The following is a 20,247-nucleotide window of genomic DNA, read 5'->3' as shown; positions in this document are numbered from 1 at the left end:
GAGGGGGAGAGCGGAGGGAGGTGCGGCGCCCCGCGGGGGCGGGGCTTCAGCGGGCGAGACCGTCCAGCGCGCTCACGGCCCGGTCGGTGATCTCGTCGGGGGTGCCGGTGACGTCCACGGCGACACCCGTCTCGTCCGCCTGGAGCGGCTGGAGGGTGGCGAACTGGGAGTCGAGCAGCGCCGTGGGCATGAAGTGGCCCTGGCGGTGTGCCATCCGGTCCTCGATGAGTGCGCGCTCACCGGTCAGGTGCACGAAGACGATGTCGGGAGCGGCGGCCCTGAGCCGGTCCCGGTAACTCCGCTTCAGCGCGGAGCAGCTGACCACGCCGCCGAGTCCGGCCCGGCCGTGCGCCCACGCGCCGATGGCGTCCAGCCACGGTTGGCGGTCCTCGTCCGTGAGCGGCGTACCGGCCGACATCTTGGCGATGTTGGACTCGGGATGGAAGTCGTCGGCCTCGGCGTAGGGAACGCCGAACCGGCTCGCAAGCAGGGGCCCGATGGTGGTCTTGCCCGTGCCTGCCACGCCCATCACCACGACGACGTGGGGGGTAGTCATAGCTGCCTCGCTGTCTTCTTCGACATCGGATGACGGATGAAGGTCAGGTGCCGCATCCGTCACGACACTGAAACCCATAGGTCAGATGAATTCAAGACTCTGTGACGCATAAGTCTGACTTTTTGTTCCGGCTCCGTCCCTCGTACCCTGAACCCATGAGCACACCGGGCCGGGGGCTGCACGGCCATGTACTGGAGCGCCTCGGCCCTTCGATCACCGCGGGCGAGTACCCCGCGGGCAGTGTTCTGCGCACGGACGAGCTGGCGCAGCGATTCGAGGTGTCACGCTCGGTGATGCGGGAGGCGGTCCGCGTCCTGGAGTCGATGCACCTCGTGGAGTCCCGCCGCCGGGTCGGCGTGACCGTCCGTCCCGCGCACGAGTGGAACGTCTACGACCCGCAGGTCATCCGGTGGCGGCTGGCGGGCGCCGACCGGCCGCGGCAGCTGCGCTCGCTGACCGTGCTGCGCTGTGCCGTGGAGCCGGTCGCGGCGGGACTGGCGGCGAAGCATGCCACGGCCGAGCAGTGCGCCGAGCTGACCGAGTGCGCGCTCGGCATGGTGGCGCACTCACGCGGCCACAAGCTGGAGGGGTATCTCGTCCATGACATCGCCTTCCACCGGATCGTGCTGAACGCCTCCGGCAACGAGATGTTCGCGCGGCTCGGGGATGTGGTGGCCGAGGTGCTGGCCGGGCGCACGCACCATCAGGTGATGTTCGAGGATCCCGATCCGGCGGCGGTGACGTTGCATGTGCAGGTCGCCGAGGCGGTGCGGGCGGGGGACGCGGTGCGGGCGGAGGCGCTGACGCGGGAGGTTGTGGTGGGGGCGCTCCAGGAGTTGGACATTCTCAGCCCGGAGGGCTGACATGTCCCGGTTCGCCGTCGTCGGCGGCGGGCCCGTCGCGTCACGCGGTGCGTCGCTCGGGGGCTGCGCCCCCTGAAAGCAAAAGACTGCGCCGTTCCCCGCGCCTCTGAGGGCTGCGTTCTTGGGGCTGCGTTCTTGGAGGGTGCGCCGCCTGACGGGCGGAAGGCCGGAGGCTGCGCCGTTCCCCGCGTTCCTACAGGACGTCTCCGTTCGTGTAGGCCCATGCGCCGCCGTCCGCCCGCTCGAAGCGGCTGTGCTCGTGGAGCGAGCCGCCCGCGTAGGACGCGCGGAACGTCACCGTGCCCGTCGTGTGGAACGGCGTGCCCTCCGTCGTGGCGAGGATCTCCAGGCCTGTCCAGCGCATGGCCGGGTCCAGGTCCAGGTGGGGCGGGCGCGTGCGGGGGTGCCACGTGCGCAGCAGGTACGCCTCGTCGCGTGTGACGAACGCGCAGTAGCGCGAGCGCATCAGCGCCTCGGCGGTCGGCGCCGCACCCTCACCCCGGTGAAACCGGCCACAGCACGCCTCGTACGTCTCCGCAAGACCGCAAGGACATGAGGGGTTGCGCGCGGGAGCGGAACGGCGCTGGTTGCGGGAGTGCGGGGTGCGTCGGGGCATGCGCTCCATTCTGCTGCACCACGGCCTGTGGCGAACCCGTGAATCAGGCGCCGCGACACGAGTACATCGTGTGCGAGCTGTGCGCGGTGCCCTTCATCGAATCTCCTTCCGGCGTGGCGTGAACACACCTTGCATACGCAACTGCCGAGCCAGCACGGTGGATCGAGCACTTGAGCATCAGGAGTCACAAGCGTGCTGCTTGACCCCGGACGGCCGTCCGGCCGGGGCACTGACGGGGGACTGATGCGGTGCCGTGGACCGGCATGCCTTCCGCACGTCCGGAGAACTCCGCGTGCGCCGGACGCGAACCACCCCCTCTGCCGCCTCTTGGTGCATGTCTTCCGGTGCCCGAGATCGGATTTAGGAGGGGGAATGCCGATGAACGCGGTGAACACTGCCAGGCCGACGTATCCCGGCGTCTACGTCGAAGAACTTCCCAGCAGCGCACGGACCGTCTCGACCGTCACCACCTCGGTGACCGCCTTCGTGGGCCACACCCGGCGCGGCCCGCTGAACGAGCCGGTGCGCATCACGAGCTTCACCGAGTTCGAGCGCCGCTTCGGGGGCCTGAGCTCGCGCAGCGCCGTCGGCTACGCGGTGCACCAGTTCTTCGGCAACGGCGGCACGGTCGCCGTGATCGTCCGCGTCGCCAGAGCGAACAGCGGGAAGGCCGCCCGCGTCACCCTGGAGTCCACCGAGGGCCACAGCGGGAGCGCGGTCCTCGACGTGCACGCCAAGGAACCCGGCGTATGGGGCAACGGTCTGCGCGTCGCCGTCGACCACGACACGCCCCGCCCGGACGAGACCTTCAACCTGCGGGTGTACGACGCCGGGGGCCGGGCCCGGGAGAACTTCACCGGGCTGTCCATGAACAGCTCGCACGGCCGGTACGCGCCGACCGTCGTCAACGCCGGGTCGCGGCTCGTCCGCGTCGAGGCCGTGGGCGAGGGCCGGCCCGACCCGTCCGGCACCGTCTCCAAGCCGTTCGGCCACGAACTGCCGAACCTCGCCGTCGACCTGACCGTCAAGATCGGTGACGTCGAGCGCGAGTTCACGCTGTACGACCCCGACTGCGACGGCCAATCCCCCTCCGGTGTGGCCGAGTTGGCCCTGCTGCTCGAACGCAGGCTGCGGGCGCTGCCCGACGCGCCGGGACGGCACGCCTTCGCGGGCGTCGAGGTCACCGCCTTCGGCAGGCGCCTCCAGGTCGTCGCGGGCTCCACCGACCCCGAGGACGTCGTCCGGTTCGTCGGCGAGTGCGCCAACGACCTGGGTCTTGAGGCCTCCGTCAACCCGCCCGTCTTCCCGCTGGAGGGCGGCGAGGACGGCGAGGCACCCGGCCCGCGCGACCTCATCGGCAGCGAGGCCGACAAGACCGGCCTGCAGGCGCTGCGCGGGGTCGCGGACGTCAACCTGCTCGTCCTGCCGGAACTCGCGGCGTACGAGTCGACCGACGACGCGCTCACGGTCGTCTCGGCGGCCCAGCGGCTCTGCGAGGAGCGGCGGATCTTCCTGCTCGTCGACGCGCCCGGCACGTGGGGCAGCGTGGACAGCGCCCGCGCCGGACTCGCCGCCTTCGACGCCGTCCGCGGCAACCACGCGGGCCTGTACTTCCCGCACCTGCAGCTCATCGACCCGCTGACCGGGCGGCTGCGTTCCTTCCCGCCGTCGGGCGCGGTCGCGGGGGTCTACGCGCGCACGGACTCCGAGCGCGGTGTGTGGAAGGCGCCGGCCGGCACCGAGGCACGGCTCGCGGGAGTCCACTCGCTGACCGTCGATCTCACCGACCGCGAGAGCGGACTGCTCAACCCGCTGGGCGTCAACTGCCTGCGCACCCTGCCGCTGGTGGGCCCGCTTGTCTGGGGCGCGCGCACCCTGGAGGGCTCCGACGCCCTCGACAGCGAGTGGAAGTACGTGCCCGTGCGACGGCTCGCCCTGCATGTCGAGGAGAGCCTGCAACGCGGGCTGCAGTGGGTCGTGTTCGAGCCCAACGACGAGAACCTGTGGCAGCAGATCCGCCTCGCGGCCTCCTCGTACCTGCACACGCTCTTCCGGCAGGGCGCCTTCAAGGGCGGTACACCGCGGGAGGCGTACTTCGTCAAGTGTGACCGCGACACCACGACGGACGAGGACATCGCGAACGGCGTCGTGAACGTCCTGGTCGGCATCGCACCGGTCAGGCCGGCCGAGTTCGTCGTCGTCAGGATCCAGCAGACGTCCGGGCAGTTCGAGCTCCAGGCCCCATGAGCCGCATGAGCCCCGTGAGGAAGAACGTGAAGGAAACCGATGGCTGAGTTCACTGTCAACGCCCAGCGCTTCGACCCCTACAAGAACTTCAAGTTCCTGGTGCTGTGGGACGGTCGTACGGTCGCGGGCATCAGCAAGATCAGTCCACTGAAGCGGACCACCGAGGTCGTCAAGCACCGGCACGGCGGCGACCCCAGCTCGCCGCGCAAGTCGCCGGGGCGCTCCGAGTTCGAGGGCATCACGCTGGAGCGCGGGGTCACCCACGACCCCGAGTTCGACCGCTGGGCCAACAAGGTCTGGCAGGTCGGCGCGGGCCTCGGCTCCGAGGTGTCCCTCGCCGACTTCCGCAAGGACATCGTGATCCAGGTCCTCAACGAGGCGGGGCAGGTGGCCGTCTCGCACAAGCTCTACCGGACCTGGCCCAGCGAGTACCAGGTGCTCGGCGAGCTGGACGCCAACGCCAACGCGGTGGCCATCCAGTCGCTGAAGCTCGAATGCGAGGGCTGGGAGCGGGACTACGAGGTGCCCGAGCCGGAGGAGCCCTCGTTCCTGAACCCGGCCTGACGGGCGCGGAGTCGCACGACGGCTGAGTCGGCTGACACGGCTGACACGGCTGGGACACAGCCAGGACGGCTTGGACGGAAAGGGCTGCGGGGGCAGCGGGGACAGGTACGGCCTACAGCGGGTACGGCCGGGACGGAACGGGGGCGGGCATGACGATCACTCGGGCGGCCGAACTACTCACCACCTGGGAGACCGGGCTTGCCCAGGCCCCGTCCGGACGCGCCCTGCTGCTGCACCGCGCCGCCCGCCCGGACACCGGGACCGAGACGCTGTCCGCGCTGCCCGTCGGCGTGCGGGAGGCAGACCTCTTCACGCTGCGCCGGACCCTGTTCGGCGAACGGATGCAGGTCCGGCTCGGCTGTTCCGCCTGCGCCGAGGACATGGAATTCGACCTGGACGCGGCGGAACTGGCCCGGTCGGCGGGCAGTCCCGCCCCGGCCTCGGTGCGGGTCGCCGAGGACGGCTGGGAGATCGAACTCCGGGTGCCGAGTGCCGCCGACCTGACGGCGGCGGCCCGGCACCCGGAACCCCGCCTAGCCCTGCTGGAACGGTGCGTCGTCTCGGCCGTACGCCACGGTGCGGACGTCCCCGCCGACGCGCTGCCCGAGGCGGTACGGCACCGGCTCGCCGAGGCGGCACAGGAGGCCGACCCGGGCGCCGACCTCACGCTCGACGTCAACTGCCCCGAGTGCGGAACGGCCACCCGCGCCGAACTCGACATCGCCTCCTATCTGTGGACCGAACTGGACGCCTGGGCGCGCGACGTGCTCCTCGACGTCCATCTGCTCGCCACCGCCTACGGCTGGAGCGAGCCGGAGATCCTGGCGCTCAGCCCGCTGCGGCGCCGCTACTACCTGGAGCTGTGTGCCGATGTCTGACCCCTCGGCTGATCCCGTGGGAGGGCGCCCCGAGCAGGAGCGGGCGTCACGGGCGCCCGACTTCTTCGACCGGCTGCTCGCCCGGCACACCCCGGCCGCCGCGCCGCCCGCGGACGTGGTGCGGCTGCGACCGCGGCTGGCCGGCCCCTTCGAACGGGCCGAGGCGGTACGGGCCGCCGCGCCCGACCCGGACACGGGGGCACCGCTGTGGCCGACCGCGCCCCAACAGGGCTCGGTGTCGACTGACTTGGCGGGGTCGGCCGTGCGCGAGGTCCAGCTCCGCACGGAGCGCGAGCGGACCGTCCTACAGGCCGGGCGGCCGGTGTCCGGGGAACCGGCACCCCGGCCCGTGCCGCTGGACCTGCCTCAGGCGCCGCTGCTGCGGCCCGCCGCCGAGGTCGTACCGGCGCCGCTGCCCGCTCCCGACTCCGTGCGGCGTTCCAACGTGCGGGGCGAGCCGGAGCGGGCCTCCGCCCCGAGCGCGGTGTCCGTGCCTCTCCCTTCCGGCACGGGCGTCGCTTCCCCCGCCGCCGTGTCCGCCGCGCCGCGACCCGGTCCCGCGGACACGGCGGCGGCCCGCGACGCCGTACGGCAGGCCACGGGCCGTCGGTCCCGGCGCGGCGGCGAACAGGTGGTCCAGGTGCAGATAGGGCGCCTCGAAGTGACGGCGGCGGGCGCGGCCCCGTCCGGCGGCGGACGTCGGCCCACCGCCCCCGGGCGACCGTCGGCGACCGTGAGTCTGGCGGACTACCTGGCGAGGGGGCGCGAGTGAAGCACGCGCGGACACGACGGATCGACGCACCGGCGACCGGCCGGCGGAGCAGGGGAGCGGGGAGCGGCGGACCAGTGGGACCGGGGAACTCAGGAACCGAGGAACTGACGTCATGAGCAACGCACTCGCCATCGCCCACGTCACCCAGGCCCTCGCCCTGCTGATCGAGGCCAACCTGCAGCCCGAGATCGACATGGCCGTCAAGGTCGAGCCGCGCAAGCCGTCGGCCGACCCGCCCGCCGAGCCCACGATCACCGTCTTCCTCTACCAGGTCACCCCCAACACCTCGCAGCGCAACACCGACCTGCCGACACGCGCCTCCGACGGCACGCTGCTCAAGCGGGCCGCGGCCGGGCTGGACCTGCACTTCCTCATCAGCGCGTACGGCGAGGAGACGGAACTGGTCGGCCAGCGGCTGATCGGCTCCGTCGTGCGCACGCTGCACGAGATCCCGGTTCTGCCGCTCGACATCATCGAACTGGCCGGGGAGAAGCCGTACTTGGCGGACAGCGACCTCGCCGAAGCGGCGCAGCGGGTGCGGTTCACGCCCACGGTGATGGACATCGACGAGACCTCGAAGCTCTGGGGGATGCTCCACCAGACCCCGTACACCCTGTCGGTGGTCTACCAGGCGGCGCTCGTCCTGATCGAGGGCCGCGGGACGCCGGTGGCGGCGAAGCCGGTGGAGCGGTCGACGGTACGGGTGCTGCCGTTCGGGGCGCCGGGGGTGCCAGGGGTGCCGGTTCCGCCGGGCGCGGGCGACGCGGCCCGGCCCGCGTCGGGGGCCGCGGAGGCCGGCACTCCGGCGGACACCGCGCCCGCCGGTACGGCCGAGGTGACGGCGAGGACGGCCACGAAGTCGCCTGCGCAGTCGCCCGCGCAGCCGCCTGCCAAGACGCCTGCCAAGACGCCCGCGAAGGCTTCGGCGAAAGCGCCCGCCAAGCCGTCGGCGCGGGCCGCCGCCAAGGCACCGGACGGCGCCCGCGCCCGCGCTCGCAAGGAGCCGCAGGCGGGCAGGTCCTCGCGGGGCGTGGCGAAGAAAGCGACGCCCGCCGCCTCGACCGATGCCTCGCCGGATGCCCTCACGGACACCGGAGCGGGCTCCCCGACGGCCGACGACGGTCCCGACGGCGCGGGGCGGTGAGGCGGGCGTGAGCACGACGGGGGGAGGCGAGGGCATGGGTGCGCAGGAGCCGGCCGCGATGACCGGACCGGACGCGGGGGTCGTACCGGGGGACGGCGCCCCGACCCTGATCGCGGAGATCCGGCGCGTCCTCGCCCGCGTCGACGCCCACGCGGCGCGTGCGACCCGGCCCACGGACCCCTCGCGGAGCACACCTGAGAAATCAGCCGCAGCCGCAGCTGCAGCCGCAAGTACCGGCACAGCCACAGGTACCGGCGCCGACAGCGGTTCCGCGGGTGGTCCGGTGGGGCCGGTGACAGGGCCCCTCGACGCGCTCGTCGCCTGTTTCGCGCTCACCCCCTTCGAGCGGGACCTCGTACTCCTCACCGCCGCCTGCGAGGTGGACACCACGACCGCCGCCCGCTGTGCCGCGGCCCACGGGGACCCCGAACGCGCGTACCCCACGTTCTCGCTCGCCCTGGCCGCCCTCGCCGAACCGCACTGGAGCGCGCTGACCCCGGTCGCGCCCCTGCGCCGCTGGCGGATCGTCGAGCCGGCCGACGACGCGCAGCGCGGCCGGGACCAGTCCCTGACCCTGTCCCGGCTGCGGCTCGACGAGCGCATCCTGCACTTCCTCCTCGGCTCGCCCTACCTGGACGCGCGCCTGCACGGCCAGTTGCGCCGCGCGCCGGTTCCCGAGGACCTTCCGCCGTCGTACGACCTGGCCGCGAGCCGGGTCGCCGCGGGCTGGACGACCGGCGCGCGCCCCGACGCGCCGCCGCTCGTCGAGGTGGTCGGCGGCGACCCGCGCGGCCGGGCCGACATCGCCGCCGCCGCGGCGGCCCGCTCCGGACTCGCCCTGTACGCGATGAACGCCGAGGACATCCCGACCGCCCCCGGCGAGCGTGACCTGCTGGCCCGGCTGTGGCAGCGCGAGGCGATCCTGCTGCCCGCCGCCCTGCTCGTGGAGGCGGGCGAACTCGACCGCGACCAGCACGCGGCGACCGACGCGTTCCTCGCCGGGGCGGCCGTTCCCGTCGTCGTGTCGAGCCCCGACCCGCGCCGGTCCGATCAGGCGCGCGGGGAACGGGTGGCGGTGCCCCGCCTGGACGACGAGGAACAACTGGGCCTGTGGACCGACGCGTTCGAGGGCGTCGTCGACCTCGGGGAGGGCGAACTGCGGTCGCTGGTGGCCCAGTTCCAGCTGCCGCCCCATGTCGTACGGTCCGCCGCCGCCACCGTACGCCGTGAGCTGCCGGCCGAGGACGAGCCGGACCCCGCGCTGCTCGCCTGGCGGGCCGGGCTGAACGAGGCCCGGATCGGCATGGACGAGCTGGGCCGCCGTATCGAGCCGGACGCGGGCTGGGACGACCTCGTACTGCACGAGCGGCAGACGAGCGTACTGCGGGAGATCGTCGCCCACGTGCGGCAGCGGGCGACGGTCCACCAGGAGTGGGGCTTCGCCGCCACCCTGCGCCGGGGCCTCGGCGTCACCGCGCTCTTCGCGGGCGGCTCGGGCACCGGCAAGACCCTCGCGGCCGAGGTGATGGCAAAGGAGCTGGGCCTCGACCTCTTCGTCATCGACCTGTCCCAGGTGGTCAGCAAGTACATCGGCGAGACCGAGAAGAACCTGCGCCGCGTCTTCGACGCCGCCGAACGCGGGGGCGCGCTCCTCCTGTTCGACGAGGCCGACGCCCTCTTCGGCAAGCGCAGCGAGGTCAAGGACAGCCACGACCGGTACGCCAACCTCGAAGTCAGCTATCTGCTGATGCGCATGGAGGCGTACCGGGGTCTCGCGATCCTCACCACCAACATGAAGAAGGCTCTCGACACGGCGTTCCTGCGACGGATCCGGTTCGTCGTCGACTTCCCGTTCCCGGCCGAGCACGAGCGCGCCGAGATCTGGCGCCGGGTGCTGCCGCCGCAGACCCCGGTGAAGGGCATCGAACCGGAGCTGCTGGCCCAGTTGACCGTCGCGGGCGGCTCGATCCGCAACATCGCCCTCTCCGGAGCCTTCCTCGCCGCCGAGGAGGGCGACCGGCTTCAGATGCGGCACATGCTCGCGGCGGCCCGCACCGAGTACCTCAAGCTGGAGCGCTCGCTCACACCGGGGGAGGTCCGCGGATGGGTGTGAACGACGTGAACCACGTGCACGGGGGCGCGGGCAGGCGGCCGGACGCGATCCGGGTGGACGTCGGTGAGCTCGTCCTCGACGGCTTCCGGGTGGACCCCGACCGGGTGTCCGCCGCCTTCACCCACGAACTGACCCGGCTGGTACGGGAACACGGCGTGCCGCTGGCCACCGGGCGCGGCGCGGTGACGCTGGACGCGCTGTCCGGGCTGCCGCCCCTGCCCGCCGGACTGTCGGCGCGACGGCTCGGCCAGGAGCTGGCACGGGCCGTCCACGCGGGTCTCTCCGGCCAGGGGGAGGTGCAGGCCCCATGAGCGGCAACTCCTCGACCCAGGACGCCCGTGCGGAGCAGGCCGCCGAACAGCGCCGCCGCAAGCGCAAGGAGCGCGCCGCCAAGGCCCGGGAACCCGAGCCGAGGGACATCGTCAGCGGCGCGGGACAGCCGCTCGACGTCGGCGTACGAAGGGAGTTGGAGGAACAGCTCGGTCATGATCTCGGCCGCGTACGGCTGCACACCGGGCGGGACGCCGGACAACTGACCGAACTGCTCGGCGCGGACGCCGTCGCCGTCGGCCAGGACGTCTTCTTCCGCGAGGGCGCCTACCGCCCCGGCACGGCCGACGGGCAACGCCTGCTCGCGCACGAGCTGTTGCACACCGTGCAGAACCCGGACGGCCTCGGAGCCCTGCGGGCCGGCCGCGACCTCGGCGCGGTCAGCCTCCCGCAGCAGGCGATCGAGCGGGAGGCGGAATCGGCCGCCCAGGACCTCGTACGCCCGGCCGCCGCGCACTCCGCCGCACCGTCCGCGGAGCAGCCCGCACAGGAGGTGGCGCGGGGGCAGGCCACGCCCGGCTGGCTGCGGTACGCCACCGTGGACGCCGACCGCAACCGCCTGGAGCAGATCGACCCGGCGACCCTCGTGGACCGGCTGACGAACTCGGTCGTGCGGTCGCTGCGCGGCGACCCGGAGGACCGTTCCAGGCGTACGCGCCACCAACTCGCCCGCCTGCCGGAAGAGTTGCTGGACGGTGTGCTCGACCGGCTGGAGGACCGGCTGCTCGGCTCGGAGCACGACCGGGTGCTCGACCTGGTCGAGGAGATCGAGGCCGACGGCGACCTGCCGCAGGAGCCCGACTCGTACGAGGCCCCGGCGGTCGAGGCCGACGCGGCCGGGGAACTGCGGTTCCGGCGCGAGAACGAGCGGCGCTCGGCCGAGGAGGAGCAGGCCGAGAAGCAGGCCGGGGAGCACGGGACGGGGAAGGCGCCGGGCCCGGAGAAGGAGCCGGCGGGCACGGAGGGGGCGACGGGCTCCACACCGGAGAACGGGAGTGCCCAGCCGGGCGGCGACCGGGGCCCGGAGCGGCAGCAGCCTTCGTCCGGGGCGGCGCAGTCCCCGGGCGCGCGGCAGTCCGGGGAAGGGACGACCGAGGGCTCCGACGGGCAGGGCGCGGCACAGAAGAAGGAAGCGAAAGAGGACAGGGCCGCGCCCGGAGACCGGAGCGGCGAGAGCGGCGGGAGCGGTGCGGAGCGGAAGGAGGGCGGGGCGGACAAGGGGGCCGCCGACGAGCGGAGCGCACCCGCGGCGAGCGAGGAGGAGTCCGCCGCCAGGAACCGTCCGGGCGCCGTGGACGCTCTCGTGGCGGGGCAGCACCCCAAGCCGGCGGACAAGGCCGGACAGCCGAAGCCGACGGGCTCGCCCACGGCCGCGGGCAAGGACACCCAGCTGCCCGCGCGGCTCAGCCGGCTCGACGGCGTACGCAACCAGGATCTCGAAGGCCCCGAGGAGACCGCCGACGAGGACCCCTTCGGCTCCGGCAGCGAGTCCGAGGTCGAGGTCGGCGGCGAGGAGAAGAGCGCCTGGGACGTCAAGCTCCGGCCGGAGGACTTCATCCCGGAGCACGACCCCGACATGTCCGGCATACCGACCGCGGACGCGTCCGACCCGTCCCCGGGTGCCGCCGAGGCTGTCCCGTCGTTCCCCGCGCCTCCGGTGACCAGGGCCGACAAGGTGCAGGCGGAACGGGACGCCGAGGACGCGGAGGACGCGGCGGCCGAGTCCGAAGCCGAGTCCGAGTCCGCGTCCGGGTCCGACGACGGCACCGGGCCCGCCGACGGGGACTCGGCGGCGGGGGCGGAGTCGGACGCGGCGGCCGGCCGGGAGTCCGGTCCGGGCGACGGCAGGTTCGACGGTCTCGCGGTGGAGCAGGCCGCCGCACCGGCGTCCGTGTCGGGCGCTCCGGCGAGGGACCCCAAGAGCGGCGCCGACCCCAAGGCCGGACCGGTGGCCGCGCAGACGGCGGTGCAACAGGCGCCGGGCAGGTCGGACGGCGGCGCCGAGAGCGGTGGAGAAGTACGGGAGACGGCCGCCAAGGAGGAGAAGGGCACTCCCGCCGGGGGAGAGAAGGCGGGCGGAGCGCAGGAGAAGGCGTCCCCGCAGGCGACCCCGGCTTCGAGCGCGAGCGCGGGCGTGGGCGCGGGCGTGGGCGCGGGCTCCGGCTCTGGTTCGGCTGCTGTTACGGGTCCGCAGGCGTCGTCGGCTTCGGCGTCCGCGGGTTCCTCAGGGTCTTCCGGCTCCTCCGGGTTCTCCGGGTCCTCGGCGGGGGCGTCCGAGTCCGCGTCGTCCGCACGGGACAGCCATGTCTCCGGCAGCACGTCCGGGGGCGGGACGGGGACCGGGGCCGGAACCGGGACGACGGAATCTCCGGCAGCGCAGGCACCGGCGCCCGCGCCCGCGACCCCGGGACCCGCGAACGCACCCCGGTCCGAGCCCACCCGGGCCACCGAATCCCCGGCCCCCGCGAAGGAGTCCTCCGCTTCCCGCACCAAGGCGGCCAGATCGGCGCCCGCCGCCGGCGGATCACGCGGAGGTGGCGGCGGTGGCGCGGGCGGTGGCAGCGCCGCCGTGCCGGCCGCCCGTGGCAAGGGCAACAAGAAGGACTCGGCCCCGGCCCCGAACCTCTCGCAGGTGTCCCCGGAGGCAGGCCTGGCTACCGCCTCGAACCTCAAGCCCCACCGGGCACTTGAGGCCATGGGCGGAGTGGGCGGCTCGGTCGACCGGACCGTCGGCGACGAGCACAAGGCACTGGCCGCCGCCCCGCCGTCGATGGAACGGCCCGCCGGCGCGCCCCAGACTCTCCAGGGCAAGCCGAAGGCCGGCGCACCGGCGCAGTACTCCCAGGACCCGGCGCGCAAGTCCGAGGCGCCCGAGGAGAAGAAGGCCGAGGTCAAGGGGGCCAAGGAGCCCGAGGGCCAGATCGAGGCCGAGAAGGCCGAGGAGCCGGGCGGCTGGGACACCTTCAAGATGGCCCTGGGCTTCGGGATCGGCTGGCTCGCGGACAAGCTCGGGTTCGAGGTGGACGCGCAGGAACTGGCCGCGAAGTTCGCCGGGCTGCCGACGAAGGACGAGGCGCTCAAACAGGCCCAGGCGGGCAACGCGCCCGGCGTGGAACTGCGGGGCGAGGCGGAGGGCGCGGCCGGCGAACAGGGTGCCGCGGTCGACACCAAGGGCCAGGAGACCGTCACGACGGGCCGTGACGACGCGGCCCGCCCGATGGGCGAGAACCAGGTCTACCCCGACGCCCCCAAGGAGCAGCTGAAGGCGAAGGTGCCCGGCGCCGAGGGCGGCAGGGGCGGAGTGCCGCAGGGCGGCGCGTCCACCGGGGCCGTACCTCCCGAGGCGGCTTCCGAGGTCGCGGAGCACGACCGGGGACCGCAGTTCAGGGCGGCGTTCAGCGACGGCCAGAAGGGCGTGTCCGAGGGGCGCCGGACCAAGGACCGGGACTTCCGCGACTCACAGGCGAAGCACAGGCAGAAGGTGGACGCCGAGATCGCGGCGAACACCGAGAGCCAGGCGGGCGAGCGCGAGAAGGCACTGGGAGAGGTGACGGCTCAGCGTGCCGACTGGCGCAAGGAGCAGGACGAGGAGCTGAAGAACCTCGGTACGAAGAAGACCGAGCGGCACGACAAGGTCCGCAAGGACGTCCAGGACAAGGAGAAGAAGACAGACGACGACGTCGCCAAGGAGAAGACGGACGGCGACAAGAAGATCCGGGACGCGAACACCAAGGCGGAACAGGACGCCGAGAAGAAGCGCGACGACAGCGTCAACGAGTCCGGCAACTGGATCAGCAAGGCCTTCGACTGGCTCAAAGAGAAGGTCATCGAGATCAAGAACGCGATCGTCCGCGTCATCAGAGCGGCACGTGACGCGGTCGTCGGTTTCATCAAGAACTTCAGGACGACGGTCGAACGCTGGATCAACGAGGCGCGCAGGTTCATAGTCGACGCGATCAAGAACCTGATCGACGACCTGATCGAATTCGCGAAGGCCCTGGTCCGCGGAATCATCGAACTGGCCGCCCGGATCAGGAAGTTCATCGGCGACCTGATCTCGGCGGCGATCGCGCTGGTGAACCGGCTGGCGAAAATGCTGAAGCAGATCGTCACGGATCTGCTGAACGCCATCGGGAAACTGCTGGGCAGCATCCTGAGCATTCTGCGGAAGATGCTCCTCGATGTGGTCGAGGCCGTGATCGCGGCGGTGAAGACGGTCCTTGAGTACGCGTCCAAACTGCTCAGCGCGCTCGGCGAGTTCATGATGATCGCCGTCGACTTCCTCTCCGACCCGGGCGGCTGGCTGAGCGGCGCGAAGAACTCCGCCGTGGACGGGGCGAAGAACCACCTCTTCCGAGAGGTCCAGGCGGCGGTGAAGCAGTGGTTCCAGTCGAAGATCGAGGAGATCATCGGCATCCCGAAAGCGATGATCGACAAATTGATCAAGGGTGGTTTCACCCTGGAGCGGATCGTCAAGGAGACGTGGGACGCGATCGTCCCGCAACTCCCGTTCATCATCGGCGAGATCGTCATCACGAAGGTCATCGCGAAACTCATCCCCGGGGCGGGCTGGGCGATGGCGGTCATCGACGCGATCCGCACGGCGATCGGCGCGCTCAGCGAGATCCTGCGGGCGATCGGCGCGGTCATCTCGTGGCTGCGCGCGGTCCGCCAGGGCGGCGCGGGCATCCTCTTCGCGAAGGCGGTCGCGGCGGGCATCGTCGCCCTCCTGGAACTTGCCTACGAGGCGCTGCTGAGCGGCATAGGCAAGTACGTGGCGAAGGTCGGCCGCCGCCTGAAGGGCGTGGCGGCGAAGCTGGGCAAGGAGAAACGGGGCGGGGGCGACGGCAAGGCCCCCGCCGGGCGGGCCTCGGACGACCGGGCCGACACCGGAAGGCCCCGTCCAGCGACTGCGGCGTCCCCGTCCCCGACAAGCCCGGGACCGGTCCCGTCACCCACCCCGAAGAGGCCCACGCCCGCTACCCCACCCAAACCGACAACCACCACACCGAAGAAGCCGGCGCCTGCTGCGGGCCCGGCGAGGCCCACGACAACCGGCCCGGCCAAGGAAACTCCCAAGCCCGGCTCATCCGCCTACGCGAAGCCCACGGCCAACGACAAGAACGCCCGCCCGAAGCCCAAGGAGGACAAGAAGCCGGACACCCGCCCGACCCCCGTCCCCGAAGCCCACCCCACAGCCGACCCGCGACCGGCAGGAACCGACCCGACCCCCCACCCGAAGACGGACACCCCGGCCAAGCCGAAGGCGGACCAGCCGTCCCCCACCCCCGAACCGGACAGCAAAGCCCCGGACAAACCCAGGCCGGACAAACCCAGGCCGGACAAGGACAGGCCGGACAAGGACAGGCCGGACAAGGACACACCGGCCAAGCCCGAGCCGGACAGGGACGGTGCCGGAAGGCCGAAGAGCCACGACGGCAAGAAGCCGAAGCACGGCAAGGACAGCGACGGTCACCCCAAGAAGCCGAACAAGGACGATCGCAGGCGACAAGAGGAGTCACCGGAAGCGAAGGCGGCCCGCCTGGCTCTCATCGTGCAACGACTTCGACGCATCCTTCGCCCCAAATTGAGGCAAGGCGTACCTCGCGGCACGCACGAGGCGATGCTCGTCGGGCTGGGGCGCCACTTCAAACTCACCGGGCTGAAGCGCGTAGGGAACAAGAAGTTCACCGACTTCGCCACCCTGAATCCCACCCTTCCTGTGACCCCCGGTGAATATTCGGCCGATGACGAAGACGATTACATAGAAATTCCGGCCGACCCGGCGCTGCCGAATACGCGGATTCCTAACTTCGCTGACAACAAATTGGCGAGGAATTTCAAAGCCGAGTACATCAACAAGGCCTTCGTGGGCACTCATGGTGAGGAGTCGACCGAGGCGGACCTGCCCACCGAGCCCATCGGTTTCAGGCATCTGAACAAATATGACTTCAACACCGATAAGTCGAATCGCTGGGTTCGCATGCATCTGCTGACGAAACGGCTCGGCGGGCCGGCGAAGGGGTCCAATCTCGTACCGGCTCGGCGCGGGGTCAACACCAGGTTCAAGTGGGACATCGAGCGATATCCTGAGAGCTGGGTGAGGTCGGGGGATAAAAAGCCGGCGTGGTACAAGATCGATCTCAACTATCACGGTGGCAGCATTGTTGGATTCCCAAGTCATCTCCAGGCTGAATGGGGCATATATGAACCGGACCGTCGGCGCAGTACCTGGGTAGAGAAGCCTGCCCCTGCCGGGATGCCGTCCAGTAAGTCGGATCCCAGGCTGGAGAAGCCTCCCATTCCGAGCGGGGCCAACCGGGTCTTCGTCAACCACGATCCCGTGTCGCGCCTCGAAAGAATGCTCTTCATTCGGGAATCGTTCGCGAAGTTGATTGAGGAAGCGGTGAAGTCGAGGGGGCGGAACGTCAGGTCCAGGACGCAGCTTCTGGCCGCGATCGATGCCCTGCACGCGAAAAAGAAGACGCCCCTTGAAAACTATGCCTCCGACAAACAGAACCTCCTCGATGCTCTGATCGCCTCACACGCTACGTTCGATCCCAAGCCCTAGGTGGGGCGGCCGAATCAAAGGGAATGCAGCATGCGCAAACTGACGGCAAGTGAAAATGCTCACCTGAAATCCTTCACCGAGCTGCATGAATGCGACTCCATCGACATCTTCTTCGAAAATCAGGGGCAGTGGGGGGAGCCGGAGGAGCCCGGAGCGCTGACGGCAGTGTTCGATGGCGTCTCCGGGTTCGAGGGTGTGGTCCTGGATCCGGGACTTGAGCGGTGCATGGTGGGGATCTCCGACCTGTCGTCCTGCTGGGGAACCGTCGACACCTTGCCGCGTCTGCGCGGAGAATTCTCCATCAAGGAGTTTTTCGACTGCCTCCTCGACCCGCCTCCGGAGTTGGTCCGGGAGGAACCCGCTCCGGCGGAGGCGGAGTTCTACTCGCAACTCCGGGTCATCGACAGCGCGCCGCGCGCAGCGAACGGAATGATGACGGCCGTCCGGATCCAGCCCGGCGTGAACTCTCTGGAAATCTATTTCATCGACAGCGGTCTCGATCGTACTCCAGAATATGAAAATGAATACATTCGTATGGATGTGGACTACTGTGGATATCTCGATGCTCTGCTCATGACCAAGGGAACCTTCGGCTGGCAGTACCTGTTCACTGAGGCGTCGAGTCGCGACGAGCGGTTCCGGGATTTCTCTGACCGTTTGGCATACATGCTCGAACTTTTCCCCCGGATTTTCCCCGAGTACGACTACACGCCCCTGCGTGACCGTCTGGAGGCCCGTCGATGACCCGTTACGCCGATATTCCCAAACCCATCCGTTCCGGAATAGTCGTCATCGATCCCGATCGCGGCACCCCCCAGCGCATCATCGTGCTGCAGTTCAATCCCGACACCCTCGAACGCTCCCTCTCGCCCCAGTCCGCGGGCGGCAGTGGGGACTCCGGCGGTGGGGGGAGCGGGTCCGGGGACCGGAATGAGGCGCTGCGGCTCAAGGGGCCCGCCCAGGAGACCTGGAAGTTCGCCGCTGAGATCGACGCGACCGACCAGTTCGAGGTCGCCGCCCCCGACGGCATCCACCCGCAGCTCGCCACGCTCGAAATGCTGGTGCAGCCCACGACCCGGCAACTGCGCGACGCCACCCGCCTCTCGCAGAAGGGGGCCATCGAAATCAGCCCCATCGAGATGCCGCTGACCCTGTTCACCTGGGGCAGCAAACGCGTCATGCCCGTGCGGATCACCGAACTGTCCATCAACGAATCCGCCTTCGACATCGACCTCAATCCGATCCGGGCATCCCTCTCGATCGGGCTGAAGGTCCTCACCGTCAGCGACCTGCCCGCCGGACACCGGGGCGCCGACTTCTACCTGGCCCATCTCGCCCAGAAGGAACGCCTCGCGGCAGCCGCCCGCAGAGGCAGCCTCGGCGGACTCGGCCTCACGGGCGGCGCGGGCATGAGCACGGGCACGGGCACGGGCTTCACTCTGAGCGGAAGGGGCTGAGACAGCGGCCATGGCAGACATCGAGCCCTACGAGAACGCCCTCGACGCCATCCCCGGCGCGCACCCCTACCCCCGCTCAAGCCGCTACCACGACGCGGACATCGGCATCCACCGGCAGGCGGACGGCACCGAAGTCCGGTACACGAAGCGCCGGTTGCTGCCCCCGCTGCCTCCGCAGCCAGAAGCGGGCGACGCGCAGGACGAGAGCCGGACCCACACCGTCAGCGCGGGCGACCGCCCCGACCTCCTCGGCCGGCGCTACTTCGGCGACCCCGCCCAGTGGTGGCAGATCGCCGACGCCAACCCCGTCCTCGACCCGCGTGAGCTGACCGACGAGGCCGGCCAGGTCATCGACGTGCCGCTCCCCGGCAACGGGGGAGAGCGGCGTGTTTGACGTCCCCGTGGGCCAGGGCCCCGTACACCTCACCCTCCGCATGGGACCCAAGCTCACCCGCCCCGTCCCCGCCGAGGTCACCGAAGCGCTGCTGTCCGCCCAGATCACCGCCACCGCCGGCGAACGCAGCGGCTTCCAGCTCGCCTTCGACCTCACCAAGAACGGGCTCATCAACCGCGCCCTGCTCCCGGAGGGCTTCTTCGACCCGAAGACCCGGATCATCGTCTCGGTGAGCGTCAAGGGCACCGCCGACGTGCTCCTCGACGGCCTGATCGTGCGCCAGGAGGTCGGCGCCAGCAACCAGCCGGGCCACTCCACCCTCACCGTCACCGGCGAGGACCTGTCACTGCTGATGGACCTGGAGGAGCGGACCGACCGCTACCCCAACCTCCCGCCCTCCGACCGCGTCCTCGCGATCCTGCGCCGCTACTCCGACTACGGCATCCGGCCCGACGTCTACAAGGAGAAGGTGGCCCAGCCCCCGCACCAGGACCTCCGCGTCCACTACCAGACGGGCACCGACCTCCAGTACGTCACCGAGCTGGCCCGCGCCAACGGCTACACCTTCTATCTGGAGCCCGGCCCCACCCCGGGCCGGTCGTCCGCCCGCTGGGGCCCCGAGATCCGCCTGGGCATCCGCCAGCACGCCCTCAACGTCAACATGGACAACAACTCCACCGTCGACCAGCTGACGTTCTCGTACGACGGGACCGCGCGCGAGGAGCCGCAGGCCCGCTGGCAGGACCCGGGGACCAGGGTGTCCACCCTGCTGCCGCAGCCGCCGATCAGCCCGCTGCGCCCGCCGCTCGGCAGACGCCCCACCCCCGCCCTCAAGCGCCGAACGCTCTCCGGCACCGCCAAACAGCAGCGCGAACAGGCCGAGGCCGAACTGCTCGCCCGGGCCGCCGTGTCCGCCGACGTCATCTCCGGCTCCGGCTCGCTCGACGTCAACCGGCACGGCTACATCCTCCAGCCCCGCCAACTGGTCGGCGTGCGGGGCGCGGGGCGGGCGTACGACGGCGACTACTACGTCAAGTCCGTCACACACACCCTGCGTCCGGGTTCCTACCAGCAGAACTTCACCGTCTCGCGCGAGGGGCTGGAGGCGCGCAGCGCCTACGTCAGGCCCTGACCCCGGCGAGCCGACCGGCAACATCCGACAGAGCAGGAGCAGTTCAGCATGGCGGCAACCGGCAATCGTTACCTCGGCAAGTTCCGCGGCCGGGTCGTGGACAACGACGACCCGCTGCGGATCGGGCGCGTCCGGGCCGAGGTCCCGGACGTCCTGGGCGACGAGCCGTCGACCTGGGCGTTGCCCTGCCTGCCCTTCACCGGCCCGGAGTCGGGACAGTTCGTGGTGCCGGCGCCCGGCGCGGGCGTCTGGGTGGAGTTCGAACAGGGCGATCCCAGCTTCCCCATCTGGACGGGCTGCTGGTACGGGGCGGCCGAGGAGCTGCCGCCCGACGCGCGCCGCGAACTGGCCGCGTCCGCTACGGAGAAGCCGGTCGTCGTGCAGACGCCGCAGGCCCACAAGCTCGTGATGAGCGACACCTCCGGCGCCGAGCGGGGGATCCTCCTCCAGGCCCAGGGCGGCGCGTACATCCGCATCACCGAGGACGCCGTGGTCATCGCGACCGGCGCGGGCGCCGAGGTCGTCCTGCGCGGCAAGGAAGTGACGATCAACGAGGGCCAGCTGACCGTGCTCTCGAAGCGATGAAGAAGTCGAAGAAGTCGAAGAAGTC

Annotated in this window: 16 protein-coding genes; 14 read left to right on the top strand and 2 right to left on the bottom strand. The window is 71.1% G+C overall.

Features of this window, described 5'->3' with window-relative positions; genetic code table 11:
* Nucleotides 1-46: 46 nt before the first annotated feature.
* Nucleotides 47-556, bottom strand: a complete 510-nt coding sequence (locus K3769_RS06770; protein ID WP_267025534.1) for a gluconokinase — start codon at nucleotides 554-556, stop codon at nucleotides 47-49.
* Between the two features lie 155 nt (nucleotides 557-711).
* On the opposite strand from K3769_RS06770, the gene K3769_RS06765 reads away from it, so the two are divergent.
* On the top strand, nucleotides 712-1,419 hold the full coding sequence (locus K3769_RS06765; protein ID WP_267025533.1) for a FadR/GntR family transcriptional regulator: 708 nt from the start codon (nucleotides 712-714) through the stop codon (nucleotides 1,417-1,419).
* Between the two features lie 193 nt (nucleotides 1,420-1,612).
* Here the strand turns inward: K3769_RS06765 and K3769_RS06760 are convergent, their stop codons facing one another.
* A complete protein-coding gene (locus K3769_RS06760; RefSeq protein ID WP_267025532.1) occupies nucleotides 1,613-2,035 on the bottom strand; it encodes a YchJ family protein in 423 nt (140 codons plus the stop codon).
* A gap of 372 nt (nucleotides 2,036-2,407) precedes the next feature.
* On the opposite strand from K3769_RS06760, the gene K3769_RS06755 reads away from it, so the two are divergent.
* The 13 genes from K3769_RS06755 to K3769_RS06695 all read left to right on the top strand — a co-directional run bounded on the left by K3769_RS06755 (nucleotide 2,408) and on the right by K3769_RS06695 (nucleotide 20,222).
* On the top strand, nucleotides 2,408-4,282 hold the full coding sequence (locus K3769_RS06755) for a phage tail sheath family protein (RefSeq protein ID WP_267025531.1): 1,875 nt from the start codon (nucleotides 2,408-2,410) through the stop codon (nucleotides 4,280-4,282).
* A gap of 39 nt (nucleotides 4,283-4,321) precedes the next feature.
* A complete protein-coding gene (locus K3769_RS06750; protein WP_055614510.1) occupies nucleotides 4,322-4,846 on the top strand; it encodes a phage tail protein in 525 nt (174 codons plus the stop codon).
* A gap of 149 nt (nucleotides 4,847-4,995) precedes the next feature.
* Complete coding sequence (locus K3769_RS06745) at nucleotides 4,996-5,724, top strand: T4 family baseplate hub assembly chaperone (RefSeq protein ID WP_267025530.1); 729 nt, start codon at nucleotides 4,996-4,998, stop codon at nucleotides 5,722-5,724.
* Nucleotides 5,717-6,496 carry a hypothetical protein gene (locus tag K3769_RS06740; RefSeq protein ID WP_267025529.1) on the top strand — a complete coding sequence of 260 codons (780 nt, stop codon included), beginning with the start codon at nucleotides 5,717-5,719 and terminating at the stop codon, nucleotides 6,494-6,496. Before K3769_RS06745 ends, K3769_RS06740 begins: the two co-directional genes overlap by 8 nt.
* Before the next feature lie 112 nt (nucleotides 6,497-6,608).
* A complete protein-coding gene (locus K3769_RS06735) occupies nucleotides 6,609-7,640 on the top strand; it encodes a Pvc16 family protein (protein WP_267025528.1) in 1,032 nt (343 codons plus the stop codon).
* Between the two features lie 34 nt (nucleotides 7,641-7,674).
* Nucleotides 7,675-9,753, top strand: a complete 2,079-nt coding sequence (locus K3769_RS06730; protein ID WP_372514876.1) for an ATP-binding protein — start codon at nucleotides 7,675-7,677, stop codon at nucleotides 9,751-9,753.
* Nucleotides 9,744-10,064 carry a hypothetical protein gene (locus K3769_RS06725; protein ID WP_267025527.1) on the top strand — a complete coding sequence of 107 codons (321 nt, stop codon included), beginning with the start codon at nucleotides 9,744-9,746 and terminating at the stop codon, nucleotides 10,062-10,064. The genes K3769_RS06730 and K3769_RS06725 overlap by 10 nt, the downstream gene beginning before the upstream one ends.
* Entirely contained in the window at nucleotides 10,061-16,654 is a 6,594-nt protein-coding gene (locus K3769_RS06720; protein WP_267025526.1) for an eCIS core domain-containing protein, read from the top strand. Before K3769_RS06725 ends, K3769_RS06720 begins: the two co-directional genes overlap by 4 nt.
* Before the next feature lie 30 nt (nucleotides 16,655-16,684).
* Nucleotides 16,685-17,398 (top strand): hypothetical protein, encoded by a 714-nt coding sequence (locus K3769_RS06715; RefSeq protein ID WP_267025525.1) that lies wholly within the window; start codon nucleotides 16,685-16,687, stop codon nucleotides 17,396-17,398.
* Nucleotides 17,395-18,111 (top strand): hypothetical protein, encoded by a 717-nt coding sequence (locus K3769_RS06710; protein WP_267025524.1) that lies wholly within the window; start codon nucleotides 17,395-17,397, stop codon nucleotides 18,109-18,111. Before K3769_RS06715 ends, K3769_RS06710 begins: the two co-directional genes overlap by 4 nt.
* A gap of 10 nt (nucleotides 18,112-18,121) precedes the next feature.
* On the top strand, nucleotides 18,122-18,505 hold the full coding sequence (locus K3769_RS06705; protein ID WP_267025523.1) for a LysM peptidoglycan-binding domain-containing protein: 384 nt from the start codon (nucleotides 18,122-18,124) through the stop codon (nucleotides 18,503-18,505).
* Nucleotides 18,498-19,637, top strand: coding sequence for a hypothetical protein (locus tag K3769_RS06700; protein ID WP_267025522.1), 1,140 nt, complete (start codon nucleotides 18,498-18,500; stop codon nucleotides 19,635-19,637). The genes K3769_RS06705 and K3769_RS06700 overlap by 8 nt, the downstream gene beginning before the upstream one ends.
* 48 nt (nucleotides 19,638-19,685) lie before the next feature.
* A complete protein-coding gene (locus K3769_RS06695; protein WP_267025521.1) occupies nucleotides 19,686-20,222 on the top strand; it encodes a phage baseplate assembly protein V in 537 nt (178 codons plus the stop codon).
* The last annotated feature ends 25 nt before the right edge of the window (nucleotides 20,223-20,247 follow it).

Source organism: Streptomyces ortus (assembly GCF_026341275.1).
Lineage (GTDB): Bacteria > Actinomycetota > Actinomycetes > Streptomycetales > Streptomycetaceae > Streptomyces > Streptomyces ortus.
This window is presented reverse-complemented; position numbering and strand designations above follow the sequence as displayed.

Excerpts from the sequence above, each read along its gene's own strand:
- K3769_RS06770 (WP_267025534.1), bottom strand. The coding sequence starts at position 556 with ATGACTACCCCCCACGTCGTCGTGGTGATGGGCGTGGCAGGCACGGGC.
- K3769_RS06765 (WP_267025533.1), top strand. The coding sequence starts at position 712 with ATGAGCACACCGGGCCGGGGGCTGCACGGCCATGTACTGGAGCGCCTC.
- K3769_RS06760 (WP_267025532.1), bottom strand. The coding sequence starts at position 2,035 with ATGCCCCGACGCACCCCGCACTCCCGCAACCAGCGCCGTTCCGCTCCC.
- K3769_RS06755 (WP_267025531.1), top strand. The coding sequence starts at position 2,408 with ATGCCGATGAACGCGGTGAACACTGCCAGGCCGACGTATCCCGGCGTC.
- K3769_RS06750 (WP_055614510.1), top strand. The coding sequence starts at position 4,322 with ATGGCTGAGTTCACTGTCAACGCCCAGCGCTTCGACCCCTACAAGAAC.
- K3769_RS06745 (WP_267025530.1), top strand. The coding sequence starts at position 4,996 with ATGACGATCACTCGGGCGGCCGAACTACTCACCACCTGGGAGACCGGG.
- K3769_RS06740 (WP_267025529.1), top strand. The coding sequence starts at position 5,717 with ATGTCTGACCCCTCGGCTGATCCCGTGGGAGGGCGCCCCGAGCAGGAG.
- K3769_RS06735 (WP_267025528.1), top strand. The coding sequence starts at position 6,609 with ATGAGCAACGCACTCGCCATCGCCCACGTCACCCAGGCCCTCGCCCTG.
- K3769_RS06730 (WP_372514876.1), top strand. The coding sequence starts at position 7,675 with ATGGGTGCGCAGGAGCCGGCCGCGATGACCGGACCGGACGCGGGGGTC.
- K3769_RS06725 (WP_267025527.1), top strand. The coding sequence starts at position 9,744 with ATGGGTGTGAACGACGTGAACCACGTGCACGGGGGCGCGGGCAGGCGG.
- K3769_RS06720 (WP_267025526.1), top strand. The coding sequence starts at position 10,061 with ATGAGCGGCAACTCCTCGACCCAGGACGCCCGTGCGGAGCAGGCCGCC.
- K3769_RS06715 (WP_267025525.1), top strand. The coding sequence starts at position 16,685 with ATGCGCAAACTGACGGCAAGTGAAAATGCTCACCTGAAATCCTTCACC.
- K3769_RS06710 (WP_267025524.1), top strand. The coding sequence starts at position 17,395 with ATGACCCGTTACGCCGATATTCCCAAACCCATCCGTTCCGGAATAGTC.
- K3769_RS06705 (WP_267025523.1), top strand. The coding sequence starts at position 18,122 with ATGGCAGACATCGAGCCCTACGAGAACGCCCTCGACGCCATCCCCGGC.
- K3769_RS06695 (WP_267025521.1), top strand. The coding sequence starts at position 19,686 with ATGGCGGCAACCGGCAATCGTTACCTCGGCAAGTTCCGCGGCCGGGTC.